Origin of the sequence: Methylobacterium sp. 174MFSha1.1, from assembly GCF_900116815.1 — a bacterium.
In the GTDB taxonomy this organism is placed as follows: domain Bacteria; phylum Pseudomonadota; class Alphaproteobacteria; order Rhizobiales; family Beijerinckiaceae; genus Methylobacterium.
Genome location: NZ_FPCB01000036.1, coordinates 34,819 through 56,334 on the forward strand (window position 1 = coordinate 34,819; position 21,516 = coordinate 56,334).

Below are 21,516 nucleotides of genomic sequence, written 5' to 3' on the forward strand. Positions count from 1 at the left end.
CGAGCCCGAGATGCCGCCGACCGCAACGCTTCACCGTCCCGCCCGGCCCGTCCTCTCGCCCGTGCCGCGCCTCCTCGCGGCGATCGCCCCCGTCGCCGCGGTGGCGGTCGTGGGAAGTCTCGCGACGACGCCGAACATCCCGACCTGGTACGCGGGCCTCGCCAAGCCCGGCTTCACGCCGCCGAACTGGCTGTTTCCGGTCGCCTGGACGATCCTCTACACGCTGATCGCCTTTTCGGGCTGGCGGGTGCTCGGCACCGCCCCGGCGACGGGGTCCTTGCGGCGCACCCGGACGCTCGCGCTGTGGGCGTTCTTCGTCCAGCTCGCCCTCAACGGCGCCTGGACCCCGGTCTTCTTCGCCCGGCACGACCTCGGCGGCGGCCTCGTCGTGGTGGTCGCCCTGCTGGTGATGATCCTGTGGACGATCCGGCTGTTCCTGCCGCTCGACCGCCTCGCCGCCCTCGTCCTCGTGCCCTACGCCGCCTGGGTGGCCTATGCGAGCGCGCTCAACGCGGCGATCTGGTGGATGAACTGAGAGCGGACCATTTGAGGGGCGGCCCGTCGAGAGCCGCCCGAATTGCCAACTCACAGGGTCATCCCGGGGCCGCGATAGCGGAGCCCGGGATCCAGAATCGCGGATCGTTCAGAATAGAGCGAAAAGCGTGCCGCTCTATTCTCTGCCACTTGCGTGTCTGGATCCCGGGCTCCGCTATCGCGGCCCCGGGATGACGCGGAGGGTTAAGAAATTCGTTGAGCGATCCGAGTTTTCCGCCCGCCTCACGGCACCAGCACGATCGCCCCGGTCACCGTCCGCGCCTCCGCCGCCTCGTGCGCCTCCACCACCCGGTCGAGGGGGAAGCGGGCCCCGATATCGACCGCGACGTGGCCGCGGCCGATCGCGTCGAACAGGTCGGCGGCGTTGGCCCGGAAGGTGGCCGGGTCGGCGTTGTGCGGGAAGACCGAGGGGCGGGTGAGGAACAGGCAGCCCTTCTTGTTCAGAAGCTCCGGGTCGATCGCCGGGGCAGGCCCCGACGCCGCGCCGTAGGAGACGACGAGCCCGAACGGGGCGGCGCAGTCGAGCGACTTCAGCAGGGTGTCCTTGCCGACCGCGTCGTAGACGACCCGGGCCTTGGCGCCGCCGGTCGCCTCCAGGAAGGCCTTGGGCCAGTCACCGTCGATGTCGATCACGGCCTTGCATCCGGCGGCGAGCGCGGCGTCGCGCTTGGCCGCGGAGCCGGTGGTGCCGATGACCGTGGCGCCGAGCGCCGTGGCCCAGCGGGTCAGGATCTGGCCGACGCCGCCGGCGGCCGAATGGACCAGCAGCAGGTCGCCCGCCTGGACCGCATGGGTCTTGCGCAGCAGGTACTGCGCCGTCATGCCCTTGAACAGCAGGGCGGCGGCGGTCTCGTCGCCGACGCCGTCGGGCAGCCGCACGAGCTTCCCCGCCGGCACGTTGCGCCGGTCGGCATAGGCGCCGACGCCGGCATTCATATACGCCACGCGGTCGCCGGGCGTCACGTCCATCACGCCGGGCCCCACCGCCTCGACCACGCCCGCCGCCTCGAAGCCGAGCCCGGTCGGCCGCTCGAGCGGGTAGATGCCCCGGCGCTGGTAGATGTCGATGAAGTTGAAGCCGATCGCGGTCTGGCGCAGGCACACCTCGCCCGGTCCGGGCGCGGCCAACTCCCCGCTCTGCAGCGTCATGACCTCTGGCGGGCCGAACTCGGTGATCACCACGCGGCGTTGGGTCGTCATGCCCTCTCCTCTGATCCGCTCCGCTCGTGGTCCCGGTATGAACCCGCCGGGGACCGTGATAAATCCGGGCCCGCATTCAAAATTCGAAACGCCGGGTTTGCAATCGATGGACCGTCTCGCGGGCATGGAGGCCTTCGCCCGGGCCGTCGAGACCGGCTCGTTCTCGGCGGCGGGCGACCTGCTCGGGCTCTCGCCGCAGGCGGTCGGCAAGCAGGTGCGCCTGCTGGAGGAGCATCTCGGCGTCCGGCTGATCCACCGCACGACCCGCCGGCAGAGCCTGACCGAGGCGGGGCGCGACCTCTACGAGCGGGTGCGCGTCATCCTGGCGGAGGTCGAGGCGGCGGAGGCGGTGGCGGCGCGCAGCCAGGCGGTGCCGCGGGGCCAGATCCGCGTGAACGCCCCGGTCACCTTCGGCGCCTACGACCTCGCCCGGGCGCTGCCCGCCTATCTGGCGGCCTACCCGCAGGTCGACGTCGAATTGACCCTCTCGGACCGGAAGGCCGACCTGATCGAAGAGGGCTACGAGGTGATCTTCCGCGTCGGTCCGCCGGCCGGGAACGGCCTGATCGCCCGCCCCTTGCGCCCGATGGACTTCGCCCTCTGCGCCGCCCCGTCCTACCTCGCGGCGCGGGGCGCGCCGCGCGCGCCGGCCGACCTCCGGCAGCACGAATGCCTGGGTTTCGCCTACATGGCGACGGGGGATCAGTGGCGCTTCGTCGGGCCGGAGGGCCCGGAGACGGTCGAGGTGTCGTACCGGCTCCTGGTCAATAACGGACAGGCGCTCCTGACCGCGGCGCTCGCCGGCCTCGGCCTTCTGCTGCAACCCACCGCCCTGGTGCGGGACGCCGTGGCGGCGGGCCATCTGGTGCCGGTGCTGCCGGATCATCGGCCCGTCTCCCGGCCGATGCACCTGCTCTACGCGCCCGACCGGCGGATCACCCCGAAGCTGCGGTCCTTCATCGATTTCGCGCTCGCCCGCTTCGCCGGCCCGGCTCCCGCGGAGTGAAGCAGGTCAGCGTGCCGCCACCGCCCCGGCGCCGCGCAGGGTGCGGGACACGGTGGCGCGCATGTCGGCGAGGGTGAAGGGCTTGGTCAGCACGTCGGCGACGATCGCGTCGAGGCCGCGGGCGCGCTCGCGCTGGTCGGCGAAGCCCGTCATCAGCAGGATCGTCAGGTCCGGATAGTCGCGCTTGGCGGCGAGCGCCAGGGCGATGCCGTCCATCAGCGGCATGCGGATGTCGGTCAGCATCAGGTCGAACGCGGTCTCGGACAGGCGGTCGAGACCGTCGCTGCCGTCGACCGCCGTCACGACCGTGTGGCCGTCCATCTCCAGCCCGCGCTTCAGGAAGCCGCGGATCGGTTCCTCGTCGTCGACCAGCAGGATGCGCGCCATGTCCTCTCGTCTCTCGTCCTCTCGTCGCTCCGGGCCGGAGAACCACGCGGACGCGGCAAGTGTGACGGGGCCGGCAGCACCGGGTCAAGCCGTTGCGGCAGCTACGGTTCCGAATTCGTGCCGCTTTCCGGAGCGCGGCGCGCCGGCGTTGCAAACGCGCACCGCTCCGGGCCCTGACACTGCGGTCCGAACCCCCGAAACCCTATACCTTGTCGAACAGGTCCGGGCCGCCGTCGCCGTAATCGACGAGGCCGACATAGGGCAGTTGCCGGAAGGCGTGGGCGACGTCCATCCCGTAGCCGACCACGAACACGTCCGGGCAGGTGAAGCCGACGTAATCCGCATCCATCGTCACCGCGCGCTTGCCGGGTTTTTCCAGCAGCACGGTGGTGAGCACGCGGCGTGCGCCGCGGGCCATCAGGAGGTCCTTGGCGTAGACGAGGGTGCGACCGGATTCGAGGATGTCGTCGATCAGGAGCACGTCGCGCCCGCGCACCTCGCTCTCGACGTCGCGCAGGATCGCCACCTGTCCCGACGACACCGTGGCGGCGCGGTAGCTCGACAGGTGGATGAACTCGACCTGTGGCGCGAGACCCGCCCGGTGCAGCGCCCGGATCAGGTCGGCGGCGAACATGAAGCTGCCCTTGAGCACCGCCACCACCAGGAGGTTCTCCAGCGGCTGGCTCGCGATGGCGCGGGCGATCTCCTCGTTGCGCTGCGCGATGGCGGATTCGTCGAACAGGACGCGGACGCGGGGCAGGGGCGGGTTCATCGATCTCGGCTGGGTCACTTGGGGTTCGTCGGAGCCCTCAGGCTGACGGCAGAATCCCCGCTGTCAACCGCGGCAAAGCGGACCAGCACGTCGCGGCCCCTGGCCGGCGCGTTCGGCAGCTCCGCCCGGAAGCGGGCGGTCTCCTCGGGTTCGAGCCGGTCCCGCGGCGCCGGGGCGGTCCAGCGGTAGACGACCTGGCCGTGCTCGTCGCGCAGTTCGAGGCGCAGCGGCGGCACCGCCACCGCCTCCTTCGCGGCGCTCACCAGGTCGCCCTCGACCACGACGCGGCCGCTGCCGGAGGTGTCCGGCACCTGGTAGGCGGCGACGTCCCGGAAGGCGAGGCCGCGCAGGTTCACCGGCAGGCCGAGCCCCGCATAGAGCCGGGCGGTCTGGGGCAGGGCGCGCACGATCCCGGCCCGGCCCGCCGGGACCAGGGCGAGCACGACGGCAACGAAGCCCGCGGCCGCCAGCGCCGCCCCGGCGAGGTGCCGGCGCGACGGCCGCCCGGTGGCGACTGCCTTCGCGGCCCGCGCCCCGGCGCGGCGGGGCGGGGCGGTCCCGGCGGCGGAGAACACCGCCTCGCCCGGGGGCGAGAGGTCGGGCCCCGGCTCCGCGGCGGGGGCGGAGACGAACCAGGGTTCGCGGCAGGCGGCGCAGCGCACGGTGCGCCCGGCCGGGCCGATCTGCTCGGGATCGAGCGTATATTCGCTTGCGCAGGCGGGACAGACGATCAGCATGGCGAATCAGTCGGGCGCGGCACCGAGGCCGGATCACGACTCCTCCCGCGTCAGCCTTAATGCGTGGTAAAGCGGGGCGGATCGCCGGGGCGCCCGCGGCGGCTTGGCGGGCGACTTGGCGGCTGACTTGGCGCTCGCGCCGGGCGGGCCCGGGCAGGCGACGCGGGATATCGAGCGACGCGGAACGTGAGGACCGGTCGGACATGGGGACCGGCGCGCAGGGAGACCGGATGGACGCGAGAAAGGACCGGGGGACCGGGGGCAGCCTGCTCGGCGGGATGGACGAGCCGGTGGTCCGGTTCGAGAATGTCGGCATGCGCTACGGGGTCGGCCCCGAGATCCTGAGCGACATCAGCTTCACCATCGCGCCGCACTCGTTCCAGTTCCTCACCGGCCCCTCGGGCGCCGGCAAGACGACGCTGCTGCGGCTGATCCTGCTCTCGGTGCGGCCGAGCCGGGGCCTCGTCTCGGTGTTCGGCGAGGAGGTGAGCGGCATCTCGAGCGGCGCGCTGACGAGCTTGCGCCGGCGCATGGGCGTGGTGTTCCAGGATTTCCGCCTGCTCGACCACCTGACGACCTACGAGAACGTCGCCCTGCCCCTGCGGGTCCAGGGCCGGGCCGAGACGAGCTACCGGGCCGAGGTGGTGGAGCTCCTGCGCTGGGTGGGCTTAGGGGAGCGCATGCACGTGCTGCCGCCGCTCCTGTCCGGCGGCGAGAAGCAGCGCGCGGCGATCGCCCGGGCGCTGATCGCCCGGCCGGAACTGCTGCTCGCCGACGAGCCGACCGGCAACGTCGACCCCCAGCTCGGCCGGCGCCTGCTGCGCCTGTTCGTCGAGCTCAACCGCCTCGGCACCTCGGTGCTGATCGCCACCCACGACTTCGCCCTGATGGACCTCGTCGACGCGCGCCGGTTCGTCCTGGGCAACAACCGCCTGCGGATCGAGGGATGAGCCGCGGGGAGGCAGATCATGTCTGAAGGAGCCACCCTGGAGCGGCCGCCGCGGCGCGAGGCGCCCGGCCCCGACCTGCCGCCCACCTTGCGCCGCAACGCGGCGCTGGTGCCGACCGACACCAGCGCCGGCCGGGCGCTCGCCGCGGTGATCGCGATCCTGACCTTCCTCGCCGCCCTCTGCGCCGGGGGCGCCGAGATCGTCGCCTCGAGCGCGGCGCAGTGGCAGGGCTCGGTGGCGCAGGAGGTGACGATCCAGGTCCGGCCGGGGCCGGGCCGCGACACCGATGCCGACGTCGCCAAAGCGGCCTCGCTCGCCGCCAGCACCCCGGGCATCGCCTCGACGCGGCCCTTCACCAAGGCGGAATCCGAGCGCCTGCTCGAACCCTGGCTCGGCAGCGGCCTCGATCTCGGCGACCTGCCGGTGCCGCGGCTCATCACGGTGCGGTTGGGGTCGAGCACCCCCGATCTCGGCGCCTTGCGCCAGCGCCTCGCCGAGGCCCTGCCGGGGGTGGCGAGCCTCGACGACCACGCGCTGTGGCTCTCGCGCCTCTCGACCATGGCGAACACGGTCGTGGGCGTCGGCGTGGCGGTCGTGGCCCTGGTGCTGCTCGCCACTGGGCTCGCCGTCACCTTCGCGACCCGCGGCGCGATGGCGGGCAACCGCGAGGTGGTGGAGGTGCTGCACTTCGTCGGCGCCGACGCCGACTTCATCGCCCGGGAATTCCAGCGCCGCTTCTTCCGCCTGGGGTTGCGCGGCGGGGCGATCGGCGCCGTCGCGGCGCTCGCGGTGATCGGGGCCGGCGGCGCGCTCGCGCGGGTGTGGCGCGCCGGGCCCGCGGGCGACGAGCTCGAGGCGCTGTTCGGCGGCTTCGCGATCGGCTGGCGCGGCTATGCCAGCGTGGTGCTGATCGGGGTCATCGCCTCGGTCGTCACCGCGGTCGTCTCGCGCCTGACCGTGCGGCGGTTCCTGGACTAATCAAGCAGGATCATCCCCGCAAGCTCCTCCCCCTTTCCCGGACGACTGCAGCGAAGCGGAAGGAGATCCGGGATCCAGGAGAGGATTGCCGCGAAGCGGCTCTGCTCTTGCAGCGTTGCAGACAAGCAAACGCTTCGCGGATTCTCGCGCTGGATCCCGGATCTCCTTCCGCTGACGCTGCAGTCGTCCGGGAAAGGGCGTGCTGATGAAAGATGTTTTGCCCGTTTGATCCGACGGCATTCACTGTCCGCGTCGCGGCATTCCGTCATGGCAGCCTTGATGCCCACGCGATCCCGGAGCGTCACGCCGCCTGCCGCAGCCCCGGCAGGTTCAGCTCCGGCAGGGCCGCGACCGTCGGCTGGGCGAAGAGGTAGCCCTGGAACAGGGTGATGCCGGCCTCGCGCAATGCCCCGAGTTCCTCGGGCGTCTCGATCCCCTCGGCGATCACCGCGACGCCGAGCGCCCGGGCGATGCCGATCACCCCCGACACGATCGCCTGTCGGGCCGGCGATCCGGCGATGCCGCGGATCAGCTCCATGTCGAGCTTGATCAGGTCAGGCTGGAAGCGCGCCAGCAGGCCGAGGCCCGCATAGCCGGCGCCGAAATCGTCCAGCGCCGTGAGGAAGCCGCGCTGGCGGTAATCCGTGACGATGCGCTGGACGTGGGCGACGTCGGTCATGCGCTCGTTCTCGGTGAACTCGAACATGATCCGCTGGTGCGCGAATCCGATGCGCCGCGCCGCCTCCAGGGTCGCCCGGATGCAGGCCGCCGGCTCGTAGACGGCGTTCGGCAGGAAATTGATCGACAGCCGCAGGTCGCCGGCCGGAAACAGCCCGCCCGCGAGCTCGATCGCCTTGGTGCGGCAGGCCTGGTCGAAGCGGTAGCGGTTGCCGTCGTCGACCTGGTCGAGGATGTACCCTGCGCCCTGACCCTCGGTGCCGCGCACCAGGGCCTCGTAGCCCCAGACGGCGCCCCGCGCGAGGTCGACGATCGGGTGGAACGCCATCGTGAAGGCGAAGGGCAGCGGCTCGCCGCTCCTGCACTGCTCGCACCCGCTGCGCTTCGTCATGGCACTGGTCCGGCTCCGTCTCCGGATACCCTCCCACCGTTGTCTTCACGCAAGATGAAGGCGGTCGCCCGGATCAGGATGATATTCCTTGCGCGTCACTCCCCCGCCCGCGGCACGGCGTTGACCCACAGCACTACGGCGATCCGGTCGGGGGACGGGTTGCGGTAGCGGTGCGGGCGCCGGCTGGCGAAGCGGAAGCTGTCGCCGGGCCCGAGCTCCGCCGTCGTCTCCTCCACCGTGAGGACGAGGGCGCCCTCCATCACCAGGCCGGCCTCCTCGCCGTCATGGACCAGGGCCTCGTCGCCGGTCCCGGAAGCGGGCGCGAGCTGCATCAGGAACAGGCTCAAGCGCCCGTCGCCCTGCGTCAGCAGCTGCTTGGTGATGCCGGCGCGCCAGAGCGTGAGCGCCGCCCGCTCGCCGGCCCGGGTGACGATCCCATCGGCCCCGGCCCCCTCGGGCCCGCCGAACAGCGCACCGATCCCGACCCCGAGGAGGTCGGCCACCTGCGTCAGCGCCCGCAGGGACGGCGAGGACAGGCCGCGCTCGACCTGGCTAAGATAGCCAATCGACAGCCCGGTCGATGCCGCTACCGCCTTCAGCGACAGGCCGCGCGCCTGCCGCAAGGAGCGCAGCCGCTGCCCGACCGCGAGATCGGCCGCCACTGGGCCGCCGGCAAGCTTGCTCACTTGCCCGCTCCCTTGCCCGTTTGATGGTCGATCTGCCGCCTGTTTCATGCGCATGAAATTCGATTGCGAGAAGCAGCGAAATATGGCCTGATGTTCATGTCAATGAAATTCGAGCGGTGAACCGCCGAAGAGCCGAACGAAGCCGGCAGGGGAGAACAGGATGAAGCGTCTCGTTCGGGCCGCAGGGGCGGCCCTGGTGCTGCTCGCAGGGAGTGCCCTCGCCCGTCCCGCCCTGGCGCAGGAGACGGTCCGGGTCGGCTCGACGCCGACGGGCGTCCCCTTCACCTTCCTCGACACCAAGACCAACACCATCCAGGGCGTGATGGTGGACGTGATCACCGCCATCGGCAAGCAGGCCGGCTTCTCGGTGCAGATCGAGCCGTTCCAGTTCTCGACCCTGATCGCGGCGCTCACCGCCAAGAAGATCGACGCGATCTCGGCCGCGATGTTCATCACGCCGCCGCGCCAGGAGGTGATCGCGTTCTCCGGCTCGGTCTATTCCTACGGCGAGGGGATGGTGGTGCCGAAGGCCGACACCAAGGCCTACACCACTTTCTCCGACCTCAAGGGCGAGACGGTGGGCGCGCAGGTCGGCACCGCCTTCGTCGATGCGCTCAAGAAGTCGGGCCAGTTCGCCGACGTGAAGGTCTACGACACGTTCCCGGACATGCTGCGCGACGTCAATGCCGGCCGGGTCAAGGCGATCTTTGCCGATTCGCCGATCATCGCCTACAACCTCAAGAGCGGAAACTTCCCCAATGCCCACCTCGTCGCCTCGTACAAGCCGGTGGTCGTCGGCTCGGTCGGCATCGGCGTGCGCAAGGACGACACCGCGCTGCTGGCGAAGATCAACGCAGGCCTCGCCAAGATCAAGGAGAACGGCGAGCTCGCCAAGATCCTGGAGAAGTGGGGCCTGCAGCCCTCCGTGAACCCGTCCTGAGCGGATCGCCGGTTCCATGGACGGCTTCCTGTCTGACGCCCGCGAGTTCGTGCCGATCCTGCTCCAGGGCGTGTGGCTGACGATCCTGATCACGGTCGGCTCGCTCGTGGTCTCGACCGCGCTCGGCCTCGTCTGGGCGATGATGCGGGTCTCAGGGATACGGGCGCTCTCGTTCTTCGCCGCGACCTTCATCAACGTGATCCGGGGCATCCCGATCATCGTGCAGCTGTTCTACATCTACTTCGTGCTGCCGGATTTCGGGCTGTCGCTCTCGGCGGTGCAGGCGGGCGTGCTGGGCCTCGGCCTCGCCTACTCGGCCTACCAGGCCGAGAATTTCCGCGCCGCCATCGAGGCGATCGACAAGGGCCAGGTCGAGGCGGCGCAGACCATCGGCATGGGCTGGGGGCTGACCATGCGGCGGGTGCTGCTGCCGCAGGCCTTCCGCACCGCACTGCCGCCCTTCGGCAACGTGATGATCATGATGCTGAAGGACTCCTCGCAGGCCTCGACCATCACGGTCGCGGAGCTGGCACTCCAGGGCAAGCTCATCGCCTCGGCGACCTTCAAGAACACCAGCGTGTTCACCCTCGTCGCGCTGATGTACCTGACCTTGAGCCTGCCGCTGATCCTGATCGTGCGCCACTTCGAGAAGCAGGCCGGCCGGCGATGATCGTGCTCGACGACGTCCGCAAGTCCTTCGGGGCGCTGCAGGTCCTGAAGGGCATCACCGCGCAGGTCTCGAAGGGCGAGGTGGTCTGCGTGATCGGGCCGTCGGGCTCGGGCAAGTCGACGGTGCTGCGCTGCATCAACGGCCTCGAGTCCTACGAATCCGGGACGATCACGGTGAACGGCCGCAAGGTCGACCGCAGCCATCACTCGATCCGCACTGTCCGGGTCCAGGTCTCGATGGTCTTCCAGCGCTTCAACCTGTTTCCCCACCGCACGGCGCTCGAGAACGTCGTCGAGGGGCCGGTCTACGTGAAGGGCGAGGACCGGAAGGAAGCCACCGAGCGCGGCCGGGCGCTGCTCGCCCGGGTCGGGCTCTCCGGCAAGGAGGAGGCCCACCCGCAACAGCTCTCGGGCGGGCAGCAGCAGCGGGTCGCCATCGCCCGGGCGCTCGCCATGCGGCCCGACGCGATCCTGTTCGACGAGCCGACCTCGGCCCTCGACCCGGAGCTCGTCGGCGAGGTCTTGAGCGTCATGCGCGGGCTCGCCGAGGAGGGGATGACCATGGTGGTCGTCACCCACGAGATGAGCTTCGCCCGCGAGGTCGCCGACCGGGTGCTCTTCCTCGACGGCGGCGTGATCGTCGAGGAGGGTCCGGCCCGCGAGGTGCTCGGCCGCCCGCAGCAGCCCCGCACCCAGGACTTTTTGAGGCGGGTGCTGAACCCGCTGTGACGAGTGTCCCATGACCGAACCCTTCCCCCTCGGGCCCGCCCTCTGGGCCACCACCGCCGCGCCCGCGCCCGCGACGACCCCGCTCGCCGAATCCGGCCGGGCCGACGTGGTGGTGATCGGCGGCGGCTTCTGCGGCCTGTCGACGGCGCTCCACCTCGCGGAAGGAGGCCTCAAGCCCGTGGTGCTGGAGGCGCGCGAGATCGGCTTCGGCGGCTCGGGCCGCAACGGCGGCCAGGTGATCCCGGGCCTCAAGCACGATCCCGACGAACTGGTGCAGCTGTTCGGGCCTGAGCGCGGCGAGCGCCTCGCCGCCTTCGGGGCCGGCACCGCCGACGCGGTGTTCGACCTCATCGCGAAGCACCGCATGGACGTGCCCCACACCCGCACCGGCTGGATCCAGGGCGCGCATACCGACGAGGGGCTGGTCCAGGCCGAGCGCCGGGCCGAGCAATGGGCGCGGCGCGGCGCCCCGGCGCGCCTCCTCGACAAGGCCGAGACCGACCGGCTGATCGGCTCGGAGCGCTACCGCGGCGGCTGGCTCGACGGGCGCGGCGGCGCGGTGCAGCCGCTCTCCTACGCCCGCGGCCTCGCCCGCGCCGCGCTGGCGGCCGGGGCCCGCATCCACACCGACACGCCCGTCACCGGCCTGTCGCGGCAGGGCGCGACCTGGACGGTGCGGACGAAGGCCGGCCCGAGCCTGACCACCGAGCGGGTGGTGCTCTGCACCAACGGCTATTCGGGCGACCTGTGGCCGAACCTGCGCCAGACCATCATCGCCGCGAACTCGTTCCAGGTCGCGACCACGCCGCTCTCCGACAACCTGCGCCGCAGCGTGCTGCCGGAGGGCCAGGTCTCCTCCGACACCCGCAAGCTCCTGCTCTACTTCCGCCTCGACCATACCGGCCGGCTGCTGCTCGGCGGGCGCGGGCCGTTCCGCGAGCCGAGGGGCCAGGGCGACTGGGCGCATCTGGAGCGGATCGTCCCAAAGCTGTTTCCGCAGCTCGCCGGCATCGGCTTCGACCACCGCTGGTGCGGCCGGGTCGCGGTCACCCGGGACTACCTGCCCCACCTGCACGCGCCCGAGCCCGGCCTCCTCATCGATATCGGCTGCCAGGGCCGGGGCGTCGGCCTCCAGACCCGCATGGGCCAGGCGATCGCCGCCTATCTCGCCCGGGGCGACGCCGACGCGCTGCCCCTCGCCCCCACGCCGATCACGCCGCTGCCGCTGCACCGGCTGCACCGGCTCTACGCCTCGGCGGTGGTCGCCTGGTACCGGTTCCGCGACGGAGGGCTGTAGCCGGGGCGGCAAGTGGAGGGGCGTCGCGGCACGGCGCCGAGCGTTCTTGGGGCTGCATCGCGGGTCTCACGCCGCTGTCCCGGTTCCGCCGGAACGCAGAGGAACCGTCGTCCTGGTGCCGGATTGTTTCCCGGTTTTCTTGCGACTTCCACGCGTCTCCGGCCGGCCGGGCACGAAGCCGCCGGATCCGTGGCGCCGCGTCGTATTCTCTCGGGCCTGCACGATCATCCCGTCCCGCCCGCCGCCGTCCGGGGGCGATCGTGGCGAAACGATCCGCCTGCCCTTGAAATCGAAACCCGGTCCTATACTCGGCCTCTCTCTCGGCGAGGCGCGATTTCGGCCTGCGGCTTCATCGCTCCTTAAGTCCCCTGGCGCATACACGTCGCATCTGCGCGTTCGCTTCGACCAGACGAGAGCTGTGGACCCGACGACTCCGATCTTGCGGCCCACCGGGGCCCCGCGCCGCCGCTCCTTCCGGATGGTGGCGGCCTCCGCCGGCCTGCTGGCGGCGCTGATCGCCGCCGCGGCGGGGCTGCTGGTCCACAACCTGCACGAGCAGGCGGTCGCGGAGACCGAGCGCAGCCTCGTCGGCCTCTCCACGATCCTCGCCGACCAGGCCGACCGGGCCCTGCAATCGATCGAGCTGGTCCAGGAGACGGTGATCGCCGAGGCCCGGACCGCTCAGGTGACGAGCGAGGAGGACTACGCCGCCTTCGCGGGCCGGGAGGCGCTGCACGAGGCGCTCAAGACCCGCATCACCGCCCTGCCGCAGGTCAACGCCGTCACGGTGATCGACCGCCGTGGCAACCTCCTGAACTTCAGCCGCTACTGGCCGATCCCGACGGTCAACATCGCCGACCGGGACTACTTCAAGGCCCTGGCGGCCGATCCCGCCCTCGACCGCTTCATTGGCCGGCCGGTGCAGAACCGCGGCGACGGGGTGTGGACGATCTACATCGCCCGCAAGGTCCGCGCCCCGGACGGGACCTTCCTCGGCCTGGTGCTCGGCGCGGTCGAGCTCGGCTATTTCGAGCGGCTCTACGGGACGATCGCCCCGACGCCGAACGACGTGATCGCTGTGTTCCGCGACGACGGGACGCTCCTGGTGCGCCATCCCCGGCACGACGGCAGCGTCGGGCAGATCTTCACGAAGGTCGGCGCGTCCAACGTCGCGCTCAAGAAGATGGCCAGCGGCGTGATCCGCACCACCAGCCCGATCGACGGGCACGACCGCATCATCGCCAGCCGGACGCTGATGCGCTACCCGATGCTCCTGAGCGTCAGCCGCACGGCGGAGGCGAGCCTCGCCGGGTGGCGCCGGCAGGCCTCGCTCGTCGGCGCTGCCGCTTTGCTGCTCGATCTCGGCCTCGGCGGGCTGGTGCTCCTCGCCTTCCGCCAGGCGCGGGCGCAGGCGCAGCTGGTGCAGGCCGAGGCCGCCCGCGCCGCCGCCGAGATGCGGGCGCGGGCCGATCGGGAGCTCAGCACCCAGCACGCCCAGTTCGGCATCGCCCTCGACCACATGACCCAGGGCCTGTGCCTGTTCGACCGCGACGACCGGCTGATCGTGATGAACGCGCGCTACGCCCAGATGCACGCCGTGCCGGCGGCCCTGCGCCGGCCGGGCGTGCCGCTCTCCGCGCTGATCGGCCATCTCGGCGCGGCCGGGCGGCTGGCAATGCCCCTGGTGGAGGCCTGCACCCGCATCGCCGCCGGCGGGACGCCGGCGAGCTTCACCTGCGACCTCGCCGATGGGCGCGCCATCGCGGTCGTGCACGTGCCGATCCCCGGCGGCGGCTGGGTCTGCACCCACGAGGACGTGACCGAGCGCCGCCGCAACGAGGCGCGCATCGCCCATATGGCCGGCCACGACGCGCTGACCGGGCTGCCGAACCGCACGCAGCTTCAGGAGCGCCTCGACGCGGTCCTGGCGGAGCGCGGTGCTGACGAAGCGGTGAGCGTGCTCTGTCTCGACCTCGATGGCTTCAAGGAGGTCAACGACACCCACGGCCACCCGGTCGGCGACGAACTCCTGCGCCTCGTGGCGCAGCGGCTCCAGGAGGCGGTCGGCGCCACGGCGCTGGTCGGGCGCCTGGGCGGCGACGAGTTCGCGGTGATCCGCTGCGCGCCCTCGCATCCGGCCGGCGTGGCGGCGCTCGCCGAGCGGATCGTGCAGCTGCTGCGCCGGCCCTTCGAGGTCCAGGGCCACGAGGTCGGCATCGGCACCTCGATCGGCCTCGCGATGACGGACGAGTCCGGCCTCACCACCGCCGAGCTCCTGCGCCGGGCCGACGTCGCCCTCTATCAGGCGAAATCCTCGGGGCGGAACGGCTGGCGCTTCTTCGACCCGGCGATGGATGCCGACCTGCAGCGCCGCCGCCAGCTCGGCATGGACCTGCGCGTCGCCCTCGCCGAAGGGCAGCTCGACCTCCACTACCAGCCGATCGTCGCCGCCGACGGGTCGGCCCTGCGCGCCCGCGAGGCGCTCCTGCGCTGGCGCCACCCGCGCGAGGGGTTCGTCAGCCCGGGCGAGTTCATCCCGATCGCCGAGGCGACCGGGCAGATCCGCCGGCTCGGCGCCTGGGCCCTCGCCCGGGCCTGTGCCGACGCCGTGTCCTGGCCGGCGGAGGTCAAGGTCGCGGTGAACCTCTCCCCGGCGCAGTTCGTCGGCGACGGCCTCGTCGAGGAGGTGACCGGCGCGCTCAAGGCCGCCGGCCTGCCGCCCGGGCGGCTCGAGCTCGAGATCACCGAATCGGTGCTGCTGCAGGACGACGAGGCCACGCTCGCCATCCTGCACCGCCTGCGGGCGCTCGGGATCGGCACGGCGATGGACGATTTCGGCACCGGCTATTCGTCCTTGAGCTACCTGCGCCGCTTCCCCTTCGACAAGATCAAGATCGACCGCTGCTTCGTGCAGGGCCTCGGGCAGGAGGCGGGCGAGGAGACCGGCAGCATCGAGATCGTGCGCGCCACGGTCGGCCTCGGCAAGGCGCTCGGCATGATCGTACTGGCCGAGGGCGTCGAGACCGAGGCGCAGGCGGCGATCCTGCGCGAGGCGGGCTGCGACGAATTGCAGGGCTACCTGTTCGGCCGGCCCTGCCCGGTGGGCGCGCTGCCGGGGGCCGCAGCGGCCGGCGGAGGGGTGTCGGCGGCGGCGTGACTTGCGCTGCGCGTGACGTTCTCGTGATCTCGGAGTCTTTGGATCGGATCCCCCAGAATTGATACTCTGCATGTCATCCCGGGGCCGCGAAAGCGGAACCCGGGATCCGTAACCGCCGACGGTGGAGGATGAAACGGGACGTATCGAGCCGGGTCTTGCACCGTCGGCGGTTATGGATCCCGGGTTCTCGACTTCGTCGAGCCCCGGAATGACCCTGTGAGGTGGGATCGCGGGCGAAGAAACGAGGTCCGCAGCCAGGTCGACTTCGGCGGCGTGGGCCTTATGCCCGCAACGCCCGCTCGATCAGCCCCGCCGCCGCGAGCGCCCGTCCGTCGTCGCCGAACCGGGCGATCACCTGCACCCCGACCGGCAGGCCGGCGGAGGTCCGGTCGACCGGCAGGGTGACGCAGGGCACCCCCATCAGGGTCCAGAGCCGGTTGAAGCGCGAATCGCCCGTCTGGTCGAGGCCAGCCGGTGCGGGGCCCGGAGCCGCGTAGGTCAGGAGCACGTCGAAGCCGTTCTCGGAAAAAACGTCCTTCAGGCCGCGGCGGGCGTGGTGGGCGGTGCGGCGGGCGGCGTCGTAGGCGGGGGTCTCGATGGCTTGCGCCGCGTCGAGGGCAGCGCGCAGGCGCGGCGGCAGCGCGTCGCGGTGGGCGGCGTATTCCCAGGCGAGCGCCTGGCGCGCCTCGTAGTCCTGGATCGTCCCGTGGGCAGCGTACGCCTCGCCGAACGGCGCCGGCAGGGCGAGGTCGCGGACCGTCGCGCCGGCCCCCTCGACCGCGCGCGCCGCCCGGGCCAGCGCCGCCTCCGCCTCCGGCTCGGGGGCGGCGCAGAAGTCCTGGCGCAGGATCCCGATCCGGGGCGTGCCGGCGTCGCCGGTGCGCGCGATGGCCGGCCGGTCGGCGAGCAGCGCGAGCGCGCAGGCCGCGTCGGCGACGCTGCCTGCGAACAGGCCGAGCGTGTCGAGGGCCCAGGAATAGCACTTCACCCCCACCGTCGGCAGCAGCCGGAACGACGGCTTGACCCCGACGACGCCGCAGAACGCCGCCGGGCGGATGATCGAGCCGCCGGTCTGGGTGCCGAGCGCCAGCGGCAGCATCCCGGCCGCCACCGCGGCGGCCGATCCCGCCGAGGAGCCGCCGGGTGTGTGCCCGGGATTGTGCGGGTTGCGGGTCGCGGTGGGGTCGAGGAAGGCGAAGGGCGTGGTGGTGGTCTTGGCCAGCGGCACCGCGCCGAGGGTCTTCAGCCGCGCCACCACCGGCGCGTCGGCGCGCGGGCGCCAGCCGTCGTAGATCGCCGAGCCCATCCGGGTCGGCAGGTCGGCGGTGTCGATGATGTCCTTGATCCCGACCGCGATGCCGGCGAGCGGGCCCGCGGCCGGGATGGCAGGGGCGGGATCGACGCAAACCAGGGCGCCGACCTCCGGCTCGCGGGACGCGATCGCCTCGCGCACGAGGCCGACCGCCCCCTCGGGCGTCAGACGGCCGGCATCGATTCGGGCGCAGAGGTCGAGGAGCGAGAGCATCGGGCCGTCCGGGCGGGAGGAGTCGGATGAACGACTTTGTAAGCGCATTGTGGCTGTGTGTTCCAGAACACGAAGTGGATCTCGCGCGCGTTGCGGCCGGGGCCCGGCTTCGGCTAAACCGGCGCCGTTCACCCGCCGCACGGCCGCCTGGGGCGGATCAGGCCGACGCGGCGGGGCGCCGGGGACCCGGCATCCTTCGCGAGTGAGCCCGTGACCTTTCCCTCCGCCCTGCCCCTGCAAGCGCACGCAACCCAGACGCCTGCCATGCCCGCCCCCCGGGCCGTCTCGCGCCTCGGGCGCCTGTTCGGCCGCGGGCGCCGGGCCGACGCCCTGGCGATGGAGCAGGACGGCGCCGCCGACGGGTTCGGCGGGCCCGGCATCCTGGCGGTGGCCGGGCTCAAGAAGAGCTACGGCGCCCGCACCGTCGTGCACGATGCCGGCCTGACCGTGCGCAACGGCGAGGCGGTGGGCCTGCTCGGCCCCAACGGCGCCGGTAAGACGACGATCTTCTACATGATCACCGGCCTCGTCTCGGCCGATCGCGGCACGATCAGCCTCGACGGCCAGGAGATCACCCGGCTGCCGATGTACCAGCGGGCGCGGCTCGGCATCGGCTACCTGCCGCAGGAGGCCTCGATCTTCCGCGGCCTCAACGTCGAGGACAACATCCGGGCGGTGCTCGAAGTGGTCGAGCCCGACCGCAAGACCCGCGAGCGCAAGCTCGATGCGCTCCTCGAGGAGTTCAACATCACCCGCCTGCGCAAGTCGCCCTCGATCGCGCTCTCGGGCGGCGAGCGGCGGCGCTGCGAGATCGCCCGGGCGCTCGCCTCCTCGCCCTCCTTCATGCTGCTCGACGAGCCCTTCGCGGGCATCGACCCGATCGCGGTCGGCGACATCCAGGAACTGGTGATGCACCTCAAGGGCCGCGGCATCGGCGTGCTCATCACCGACCACAACGTGCGCGAGACGCTCGGCCTGATCGACCGGGCCTACATCGTCCATTCCGGCCGTATCCTCACCGAGGGCACGCCCGACGAGATCGTGGCGAACGAGGACGTGCGGCGGCTGTACCTGGGTGAGGATTTCCGGCTGTAGGGCGGGGAGCGCGTGCGGGAGTGCGGTCTGCCCGTCGCGCCTCTCTCGGCGTGTATGACATCCACTTGGTCATCCCGGGGCCGCGCAGCGGAACCCGGGATCCATAACCGCTGACGTTGGAGAATGAAGCGGATCGCGCTCCGCCTTGTCCTGCACCCTCAGCGATTATGGATCCCGGGTTCTCGCCTCCGGCGAGCCCCGGGATGACGTCGAGATAGGACGATGTCCGCTGGTCTTCCGCCGGGTGCGAGGCAAGTCCGAGGGCCGCAACGAAACCCCGCTGGGTTCGTAGTGCAGCCTGCCGTTCGGTGATCGCCTCCGTAGGCGTCTCTTCCTCTGCGTCCCGGTGCCGGTGAGTCGTTTTTCCACTGGCACCCGTTGCGATCCTGCCCCACCCTCGCGCGCAACCAGCCGAGCCCTCACGATCGCTTTGACGCGTGCCACGCTTCGGTTTAAAGCTGCTGTCAGATGTCTGAAGCAAGACTTGTGCCGACCCCGGCGAGACCCGGGGCGTCGCATGGCGGGGCTGGCTGATGGGATTGCTGCAACGGCTCGAGATGCGCCAGGGCCAGGCCCTGGTGATGACGCCGCAACTCCTGCAGGCGATCAAGCTTCTGCAACTGTCCCACCTCGACCTCGCGACCTACGTCGATGCCGAGCTGGAGCGCAACCCGCTCCTGGAGCGGGCCGAGACCGAGGCGCCGGAGCCGGGCGAGTCCCGCGGCGAGGCCTCCGATTCGGGGGGCGACGGCGACGGGTTCGACGGCGCAGGATACGACGGAGACTCGGCGGCCGAGCCGTGGCTCGCCCACGACCTCAATCCGAGCCGCAGCGAGATCGAGAGCGACCTCGGCACCCGCCTCGACAACGTATTTCCCGATGACGGCCCGGTCGGCCGCGAGGCGCCGGCGGCGGGCGGGGAGGGGCTGTCGCTCACCCCGGCGCCCTGGAGCGGCAGCGGCGGCAGCTTCGACGGCGAGGCGCCGGATTTCGAGGCGACGCTCACCGCCGAATCCTCGTTGCACGACCACCTCGCGGCCCAGCTCGACATCGCCACCCGCGATCCCGTCGAGCGCCTGGTCGGCGGCTTCCTGGTCGATGCCATCGATGAGGCCGGCTACCTGCGCGAGGACCTCCCCGCCCTCGCCGAGCGCCTCGGCGTCGCCTTGGCCGTCGTCGAGCGGGTGCTGGGCCTCGTCCAGGGCTTCGATCCCTCCGGCGTCGGCGCCCGCGACCTCGCCGAGTGCCTGGCGATCCAGCTGCGCGAGCAGGACCGGTTCGATCCGGCGATGCAGGCGCTGGTCTCCCGCCTCGACCTCGTCGCCAAGCGCGATTTCTCGGGGTTGCGCCGCCTGTGCGGCGTCGACGACGAGGACCTCGCCGACATGCTGGCGGAGCTGCGCCGCCTCGATCCCAAGCCCGGCCGCGCCTTCGGCGCCGGCCCGGTCGAGGTGCTGGTGCCGGACGTGTTCGTGCGCCCGGCCCCCGACGGCTCCTGGCTCGTCGAGCTCAACAGCGAGGCGCTGCCGCGAGTTCTGGTCAACCAGAGCTACTACGCCACCGTCTCGCGCGGGGCGGCGACCGACACCGACAAGGCCTTCCTGTCGGAATGCCTCCAGACCGCCAACTGGCTCACCCGCAGCCTCGAGCAGCGCGCCCGCACCATCCTGAAGGTGGCGAGCGAGATCGTGCGCCAGCAGGACGGATTCTTCGTCAACGGCGTCGCCCATCTGCGGCCGCTCAACCTGAAGACCGTCGCCGACGCCATCGGCATGCACGAATCCACCGTCTCGCGGGTGACCTCGAACAAGTCGATCGGCACCAGCCGCGGCACCTTCGAGATGAAGTACTTCTTCACCGCCGCGATCCCCGGGGCGGCGGGCGCGGCGGCCCATTCGTCGGAGGCCGTGCGCCACCGCATCAAGCAGCTCATCGACGGCGAGACCGCCGACGACGTCCTGTCGGACGACGCCCTGGTGCAGCGCCTGCGCGGCGAGGGCGTCGACATCGCCCGCCGCACCGTGGCGAAGTACCGGGAATCCCTGCGCATCCCGTCCTCGATCGAGCGCCGGCGCGAGCGCGCGGCGATGCCGGCGCGCTGAACGTCGCGGCCACGCCCTCCTTCCGCAACTGAGCCGGCTTCGTTGACTTCGCGTCCCGGCGTTCTTAGCTCTTGAGGGCTGGCCCTGGCGCCGGAGACGTCCCCGGAGCAAGGGCCGACGAACGACGAGACCGGAGGGAGCTGATGGCAGCGTTGCGCGTGTCGGGTCGTGGCGTGGATCTCGGGGAAGCCCTGAGAACCCGGGTGGAGGAGCGGATTTCCGCGGCCCTCGCCAAGTACTTCGACGGTGCCTATCACGGTCACGTGACGGTCGGCCGGGACGGCAGCGCCTATCGCACCGACTGCGTGCTGCACCTGCCCTCGGGCATCACCCTCGAGGCGTCGGGCGCCGCCCACGACGCGAATGCGAGCTTCGACCAGACCGCCGAGCGGATCGAGAAGCGCCTGCGCCGCTACAAGCACCGTCTCAAGGCCCACCCGAACGGCCACGCCAAGGGCGCGGTGGTGGACGGTGCCCTCGGGAACGGGGCCCTGCGGAGCGACGACACCGCCGTGATGGAGGCGGCCTACTCGGTGATGGAATCGCCCGAGGAGGATACCGGCGAGCACCCGCCGATCATCGCCGAGAGTACCCGCACCCTGCACCGGCGCACGGTGAGCGAGGCGGTGGTGGAGCTCGATCTCACCGGTGTCCCCGTTCTCGTCTTCGTTCACGCTGGAACCGAGCGGGTCAACGTCGTATATCGTCGGGGCGACGGCGCGATCGGGTGGATCGATCCGCCGGAACGCGGCACTCCGTGAGCAGGGCTAACCCCCTGTCGCGGAAGGCCTCCGGTCCTGGAACAAGTGCGGGGCGCCTGTCGCGCTCCCCGCCGATGAGGCAGCGGTCTCGATGCCATTGCTGGAATTCCTGAAGCCGGAGGCGGTCCTCCCGGCGCTGCGCGCGCAGGGGAAGAAGCAGGTTCTGCAGGAGCTGGCCGCCCAGGCGGCCCGCCACCTGCCGGGCCTGGACGAGCGCGAGATCTTCGAGACGCTGCTCCAGCGCGAACGCCTCGGCTCGACCGGGATCGGCGAGGGCGTGGCGATCCCGCACGGCAAGCTGCCGGGGCTCGACACGCTGTTCGGCCTGATGGCGCGCCTCGAGCGCCCGGTCGATTTCGAGGCCCTGGACGGCCAGCCGGTCGACATCGCCTTCCTGCTGCTCGCCCCCGAGGGCGCTGGCGCCGATCACCTCAAGGCACTCGCCCGGGTCGCCCGCGTGCTGCGCGAGCCCGGCATCATCGACCGCATCCGCGCCGCCCGCGACGCCGACGCGCTCTACGCCCTCCTGACCCAATCCCCCGCCCAGGCGGCGTGACGATGCGACTTGCTCTCTGCGCGACGGCGCTCCTCGTCGTCGCGGCCGGCGGCGCTCACGCCACCGACGGCACCTGCGCCCGCGACCTTCTGGTGGCGCAATCCTCGCAGAAGATGGCGATCGAGCGCCTGGAGACCGTCGGCGACAGCGAGGCCGACCGCTGCCGCGGCTGGCGCCAGCACGTCGACACGATGCGCCGCGCCGCCACCGTCTACGGGCGGTGTCTCTCAGGGGGAGAGCGCAGCGAGCGCCTGGCCCAGGTGCAGGGCTCCGAGAAGGAGTTTTCGGAGCTGCTGCGGAGCCGCTGCAAGGGGCGGTAGGCGTTTCCGCGGGCCCTTCTTGCGG

The 21,516-nt window shown here is 71.6% G+C and carries 21 protein-coding genes; 14 read left to right on the forward strand and 7 right to left on the reverse strand.

The window, feature by feature from the left end; all coding sequences use genetic code 11:
* Nucleotides 1-10 precede the first annotated feature (10 nt).
* Nucleotides 11-535 carry a TspO/MBR family protein gene (locus BM430_RS26530; RefSeq protein WP_093570238.1) on the forward strand — a complete coding sequence of 175 codons (525 nt, stop codon included), beginning with the start codon at nt 11-13 and terminating at the stop codon, nt 533-535.
* Nucleotides 536-777: 242 nt separating this feature from the next.
* Here BM430_RS26530 and BM430_RS26535 read toward each other — a convergent pair whose 3' ends face one another.
* Entirely contained in the window at nt 778-1,755 is a 978-nt protein-coding gene (locus tag BM430_RS26535) for a quinone oxidoreductase family protein (protein WP_093570239.1), read from the reverse strand.
* 106 nt (nt 1,756-1,861) lie between these two features.
* Here BM430_RS26535 and BM430_RS26540 point away from each other — a divergent pair, with 106 nt between their 5' ends.
* Nucleotides 1,862-2,761 carry a LysR family transcriptional regulator gene (locus BM430_RS26540; RefSeq protein ID WP_093570240.1) on the forward strand — a complete coding sequence of 300 codons (900 nt, stop codon included), beginning with the start codon at nt 1,862-1,864 and terminating at the stop codon, nt 2,759-2,761.
* A gap of 6 nt (nt 2,762-2,767) precedes the next feature.
* On the opposite strand, the gene BM430_RS26545 is transcribed toward BM430_RS26540, so the two are convergent.
* The 3 genes from BM430_RS26545 to BM430_RS26555 form a co-directional block, all read right to left on the reverse strand.
* Nucleotides 2,768-3,148 (reverse strand): response regulator, encoded by a 381-nt coding sequence (locus BM430_RS26545; RefSeq protein WP_093570241.1) that lies wholly within the window; start codon nt 3,146-3,148, stop codon nt 2,768-2,770.
* A gap of 202 nt (nt 3,149-3,350) precedes the next feature.
* Entirely contained in the window at nt 3,351-3,920 is a 570-nt protein-coding gene (hpt, locus tag BM430_RS26550) for a hypoxanthine phosphoribosyltransferase (RefSeq protein WP_093570242.1), read from the reverse strand.
* Nucleotides 3,921-3,934: 14 nt separating this feature from the next.
* A complete protein-coding gene (locus BM430_RS26555; protein WP_093570243.1) occupies nt 3,935-4,657 on the reverse strand; it encodes a zinc-ribbon domain-containing protein in 723 nt (240 codons plus the stop codon).
* Nucleotides 4,658-4,887: 230 nt separating this feature from the next.
* Here BM430_RS26555 and ftsE point away from each other — a divergent pair, with 230 nt between their 5' ends.
* Both ftsE and BM430_RS26565 read left to right on the forward strand, forming a co-directional pair.
* Nucleotides 4,888-5,607 (forward strand): cell division ATP-binding protein FtsE, encoded by a 720-nt coding sequence (ftsE, locus tag BM430_RS26560; RefSeq protein ID WP_093570244.1) that lies wholly within the window; start codon nt 4,888-4,890, stop codon nt 5,605-5,607.
* A gap of 18 nt (nt 5,608-5,625) precedes the next feature.
* Complete coding sequence (locus BM430_RS26565; RefSeq protein WP_093570245.1) at nt 5,626-6,585, forward strand: cell division protein FtsX; 960 nt, start codon at nt 5,626-5,628, stop codon at nt 6,583-6,585.
* 301 nt (nt 6,586-6,886) lie between these two features.
* Here the strand turns inward: BM430_RS26565 and BM430_RS26570 are convergent, their stop codons facing one another.
* Together BM430_RS26570 and BM430_RS26575 are read right to left on the reverse strand one after the other, a co-directional pair.
* Nucleotides 6,887-7,654 (reverse strand): EAL domain-containing protein, encoded by a 768-nt coding sequence (locus BM430_RS26570; RefSeq protein WP_093570246.1) that lies wholly within the window; start codon nt 7,652-7,654, stop codon nt 6,887-6,889.
* A gap of 95 nt (nt 7,655-7,749) precedes the next feature.
* Nucleotides 7,750-8,388 carry a cupin domain-containing protein gene (locus tag BM430_RS26575; RefSeq protein WP_093570275.1) on the reverse strand — a complete coding sequence of 213 codons (639 nt, stop codon included), beginning with the start codon at nt 8,386-8,388 and terminating at the stop codon, nt 7,750-7,752.
* A 112-nt stretch (nt 8,389-8,500) separates the two neighbouring features.
* Between BM430_RS26575 and BM430_RS26580 the strand changes: the two genes are divergently transcribed.
* From BM430_RS26580 to BM430_RS26600, 5 genes are all read left to right on the forward strand, one after another.
* Nucleotides 8,501-9,280 (forward strand): ABC transporter substrate-binding protein, encoded by a 780-nt coding sequence (locus BM430_RS26580; protein WP_093570247.1) that lies wholly within the window; start codon nt 8,501-8,503, stop codon nt 9,278-9,280.
* A 16-nt stretch (nt 9,281-9,296) separates the two neighbouring features.
* Nucleotides 9,297-9,950, forward strand: coding sequence for an amino acid ABC transporter permease (locus BM430_RS26585; protein WP_093570248.1), 654 nt, complete (start codon nt 9,297-9,299; stop codon nt 9,948-9,950).
* Nucleotides 9,947-10,678: an amino acid ABC transporter ATP-binding protein gene (locus BM430_RS26590; RefSeq protein ID WP_093570249.1), complete on the forward strand. Its 732-nt coding sequence runs from the start codon at nt 9,947-9,949 to the stop codon at nt 10,676-10,678. Before BM430_RS26585 ends, BM430_RS26590 begins: the two co-directional genes overlap by 4 nt.
* Before the next feature lie 10 nt (nt 10,679-10,688).
* On the forward strand, nt 10,689-11,975 hold the full coding sequence (locus tag BM430_RS26595) for an NAD(P)/FAD-dependent oxidoreductase (RefSeq protein WP_093570250.1): 1,287 nt from the start codon (nt 10,689-10,691) through the stop codon (nt 11,973-11,975).
* A gap of 439 nt (nt 11,976-12,414) precedes the next feature.
* Nucleotides 12,415-15,132, forward strand: coding sequence for a bifunctional diguanylate cyclase/phosphodiesterase (locus BM430_RS26600; RefSeq protein WP_244539674.1), 2,718 nt, complete (start codon nt 12,415-12,417; stop codon nt 15,130-15,132).
* A 280-nt stretch (nt 15,133-15,412) separates the two neighbouring features.
* On the opposite strand, the gene BM430_RS26605 is transcribed toward BM430_RS26600, so the two are convergent.
* Nucleotides 15,413-16,657 carry an amidase gene (locus BM430_RS26605; RefSeq protein ID WP_093570251.1) on the reverse strand — a complete coding sequence of 415 codons (1,245 nt, stop codon included), beginning with the start codon at nt 16,655-16,657 and terminating at the stop codon, nt 15,413-15,415.
* A gap of 264 nt (nt 16,658-16,921) precedes the next feature.
* On the opposite strand from BM430_RS26605, the gene lptB reads away from it, so the two are divergent.
* The 5 genes from lptB to BM430_RS26630 all read left to right on the forward strand — a co-directional run bounded on the left by lptB (nt 16,922) and on the right by BM430_RS26630 (nt 21,491).
* On the forward strand, nt 16,922-17,752 hold the full coding sequence (gene lptB / locus BM430_RS26610; protein ID WP_093570252.1) for an LPS export ABC transporter ATP-binding protein: 831 nt from the start codon (nt 16,922-16,924) through the stop codon (nt 17,750-17,752).
* A 533-nt stretch (nt 17,753-18,285) separates the two neighbouring features.
* Nucleotides 18,286-19,854, forward strand: a complete 1,569-nt coding sequence (gene rpoN, locus BM430_RS26615) for an RNA polymerase factor sigma-54 (protein ID WP_093570253.1) — start codon at nt 18,286-18,288, stop codon at nt 19,852-19,854.
* Between the two features lie 143 nt (nt 19,855-19,997).
* Nucleotides 19,998-20,615 carry a ribosome hibernation-promoting factor, HPF/YfiA family gene (gene raiA / locus BM430_RS26620; RefSeq protein WP_093570254.1) on the forward strand — a complete coding sequence of 206 codons (618 nt, stop codon included), beginning with the start codon at nt 19,998-20,000 and terminating at the stop codon, nt 20,613-20,615.
* 91 nt (nt 20,616-20,706) lie between these two features.
* Nucleotides 20,707-21,171 carry a PTS IIA-like nitrogen regulatory protein PtsN gene (gene ptsN / locus BM430_RS26625; RefSeq protein WP_048451812.1) on the forward strand — a complete coding sequence of 155 codons (465 nt, stop codon included), beginning with the start codon at nt 20,707-20,709 and terminating at the stop codon, nt 21,169-21,171.
* 2 nt (nt 21,172-21,173) lie between these two features.
* The gene (locus BM430_RS26630) at nt 21,174-21,491 is read left to right on the forward strand and encodes a hypothetical protein (RefSeq protein WP_093570255.1); all 318 of its coding nucleotides are present in this window, start codon (nt 21,174-21,176) and stop codon (nt 21,489-21,491) included.
* The last annotated feature ends 25 nt before the right edge of the window (nt 21,492-21,516 follow it).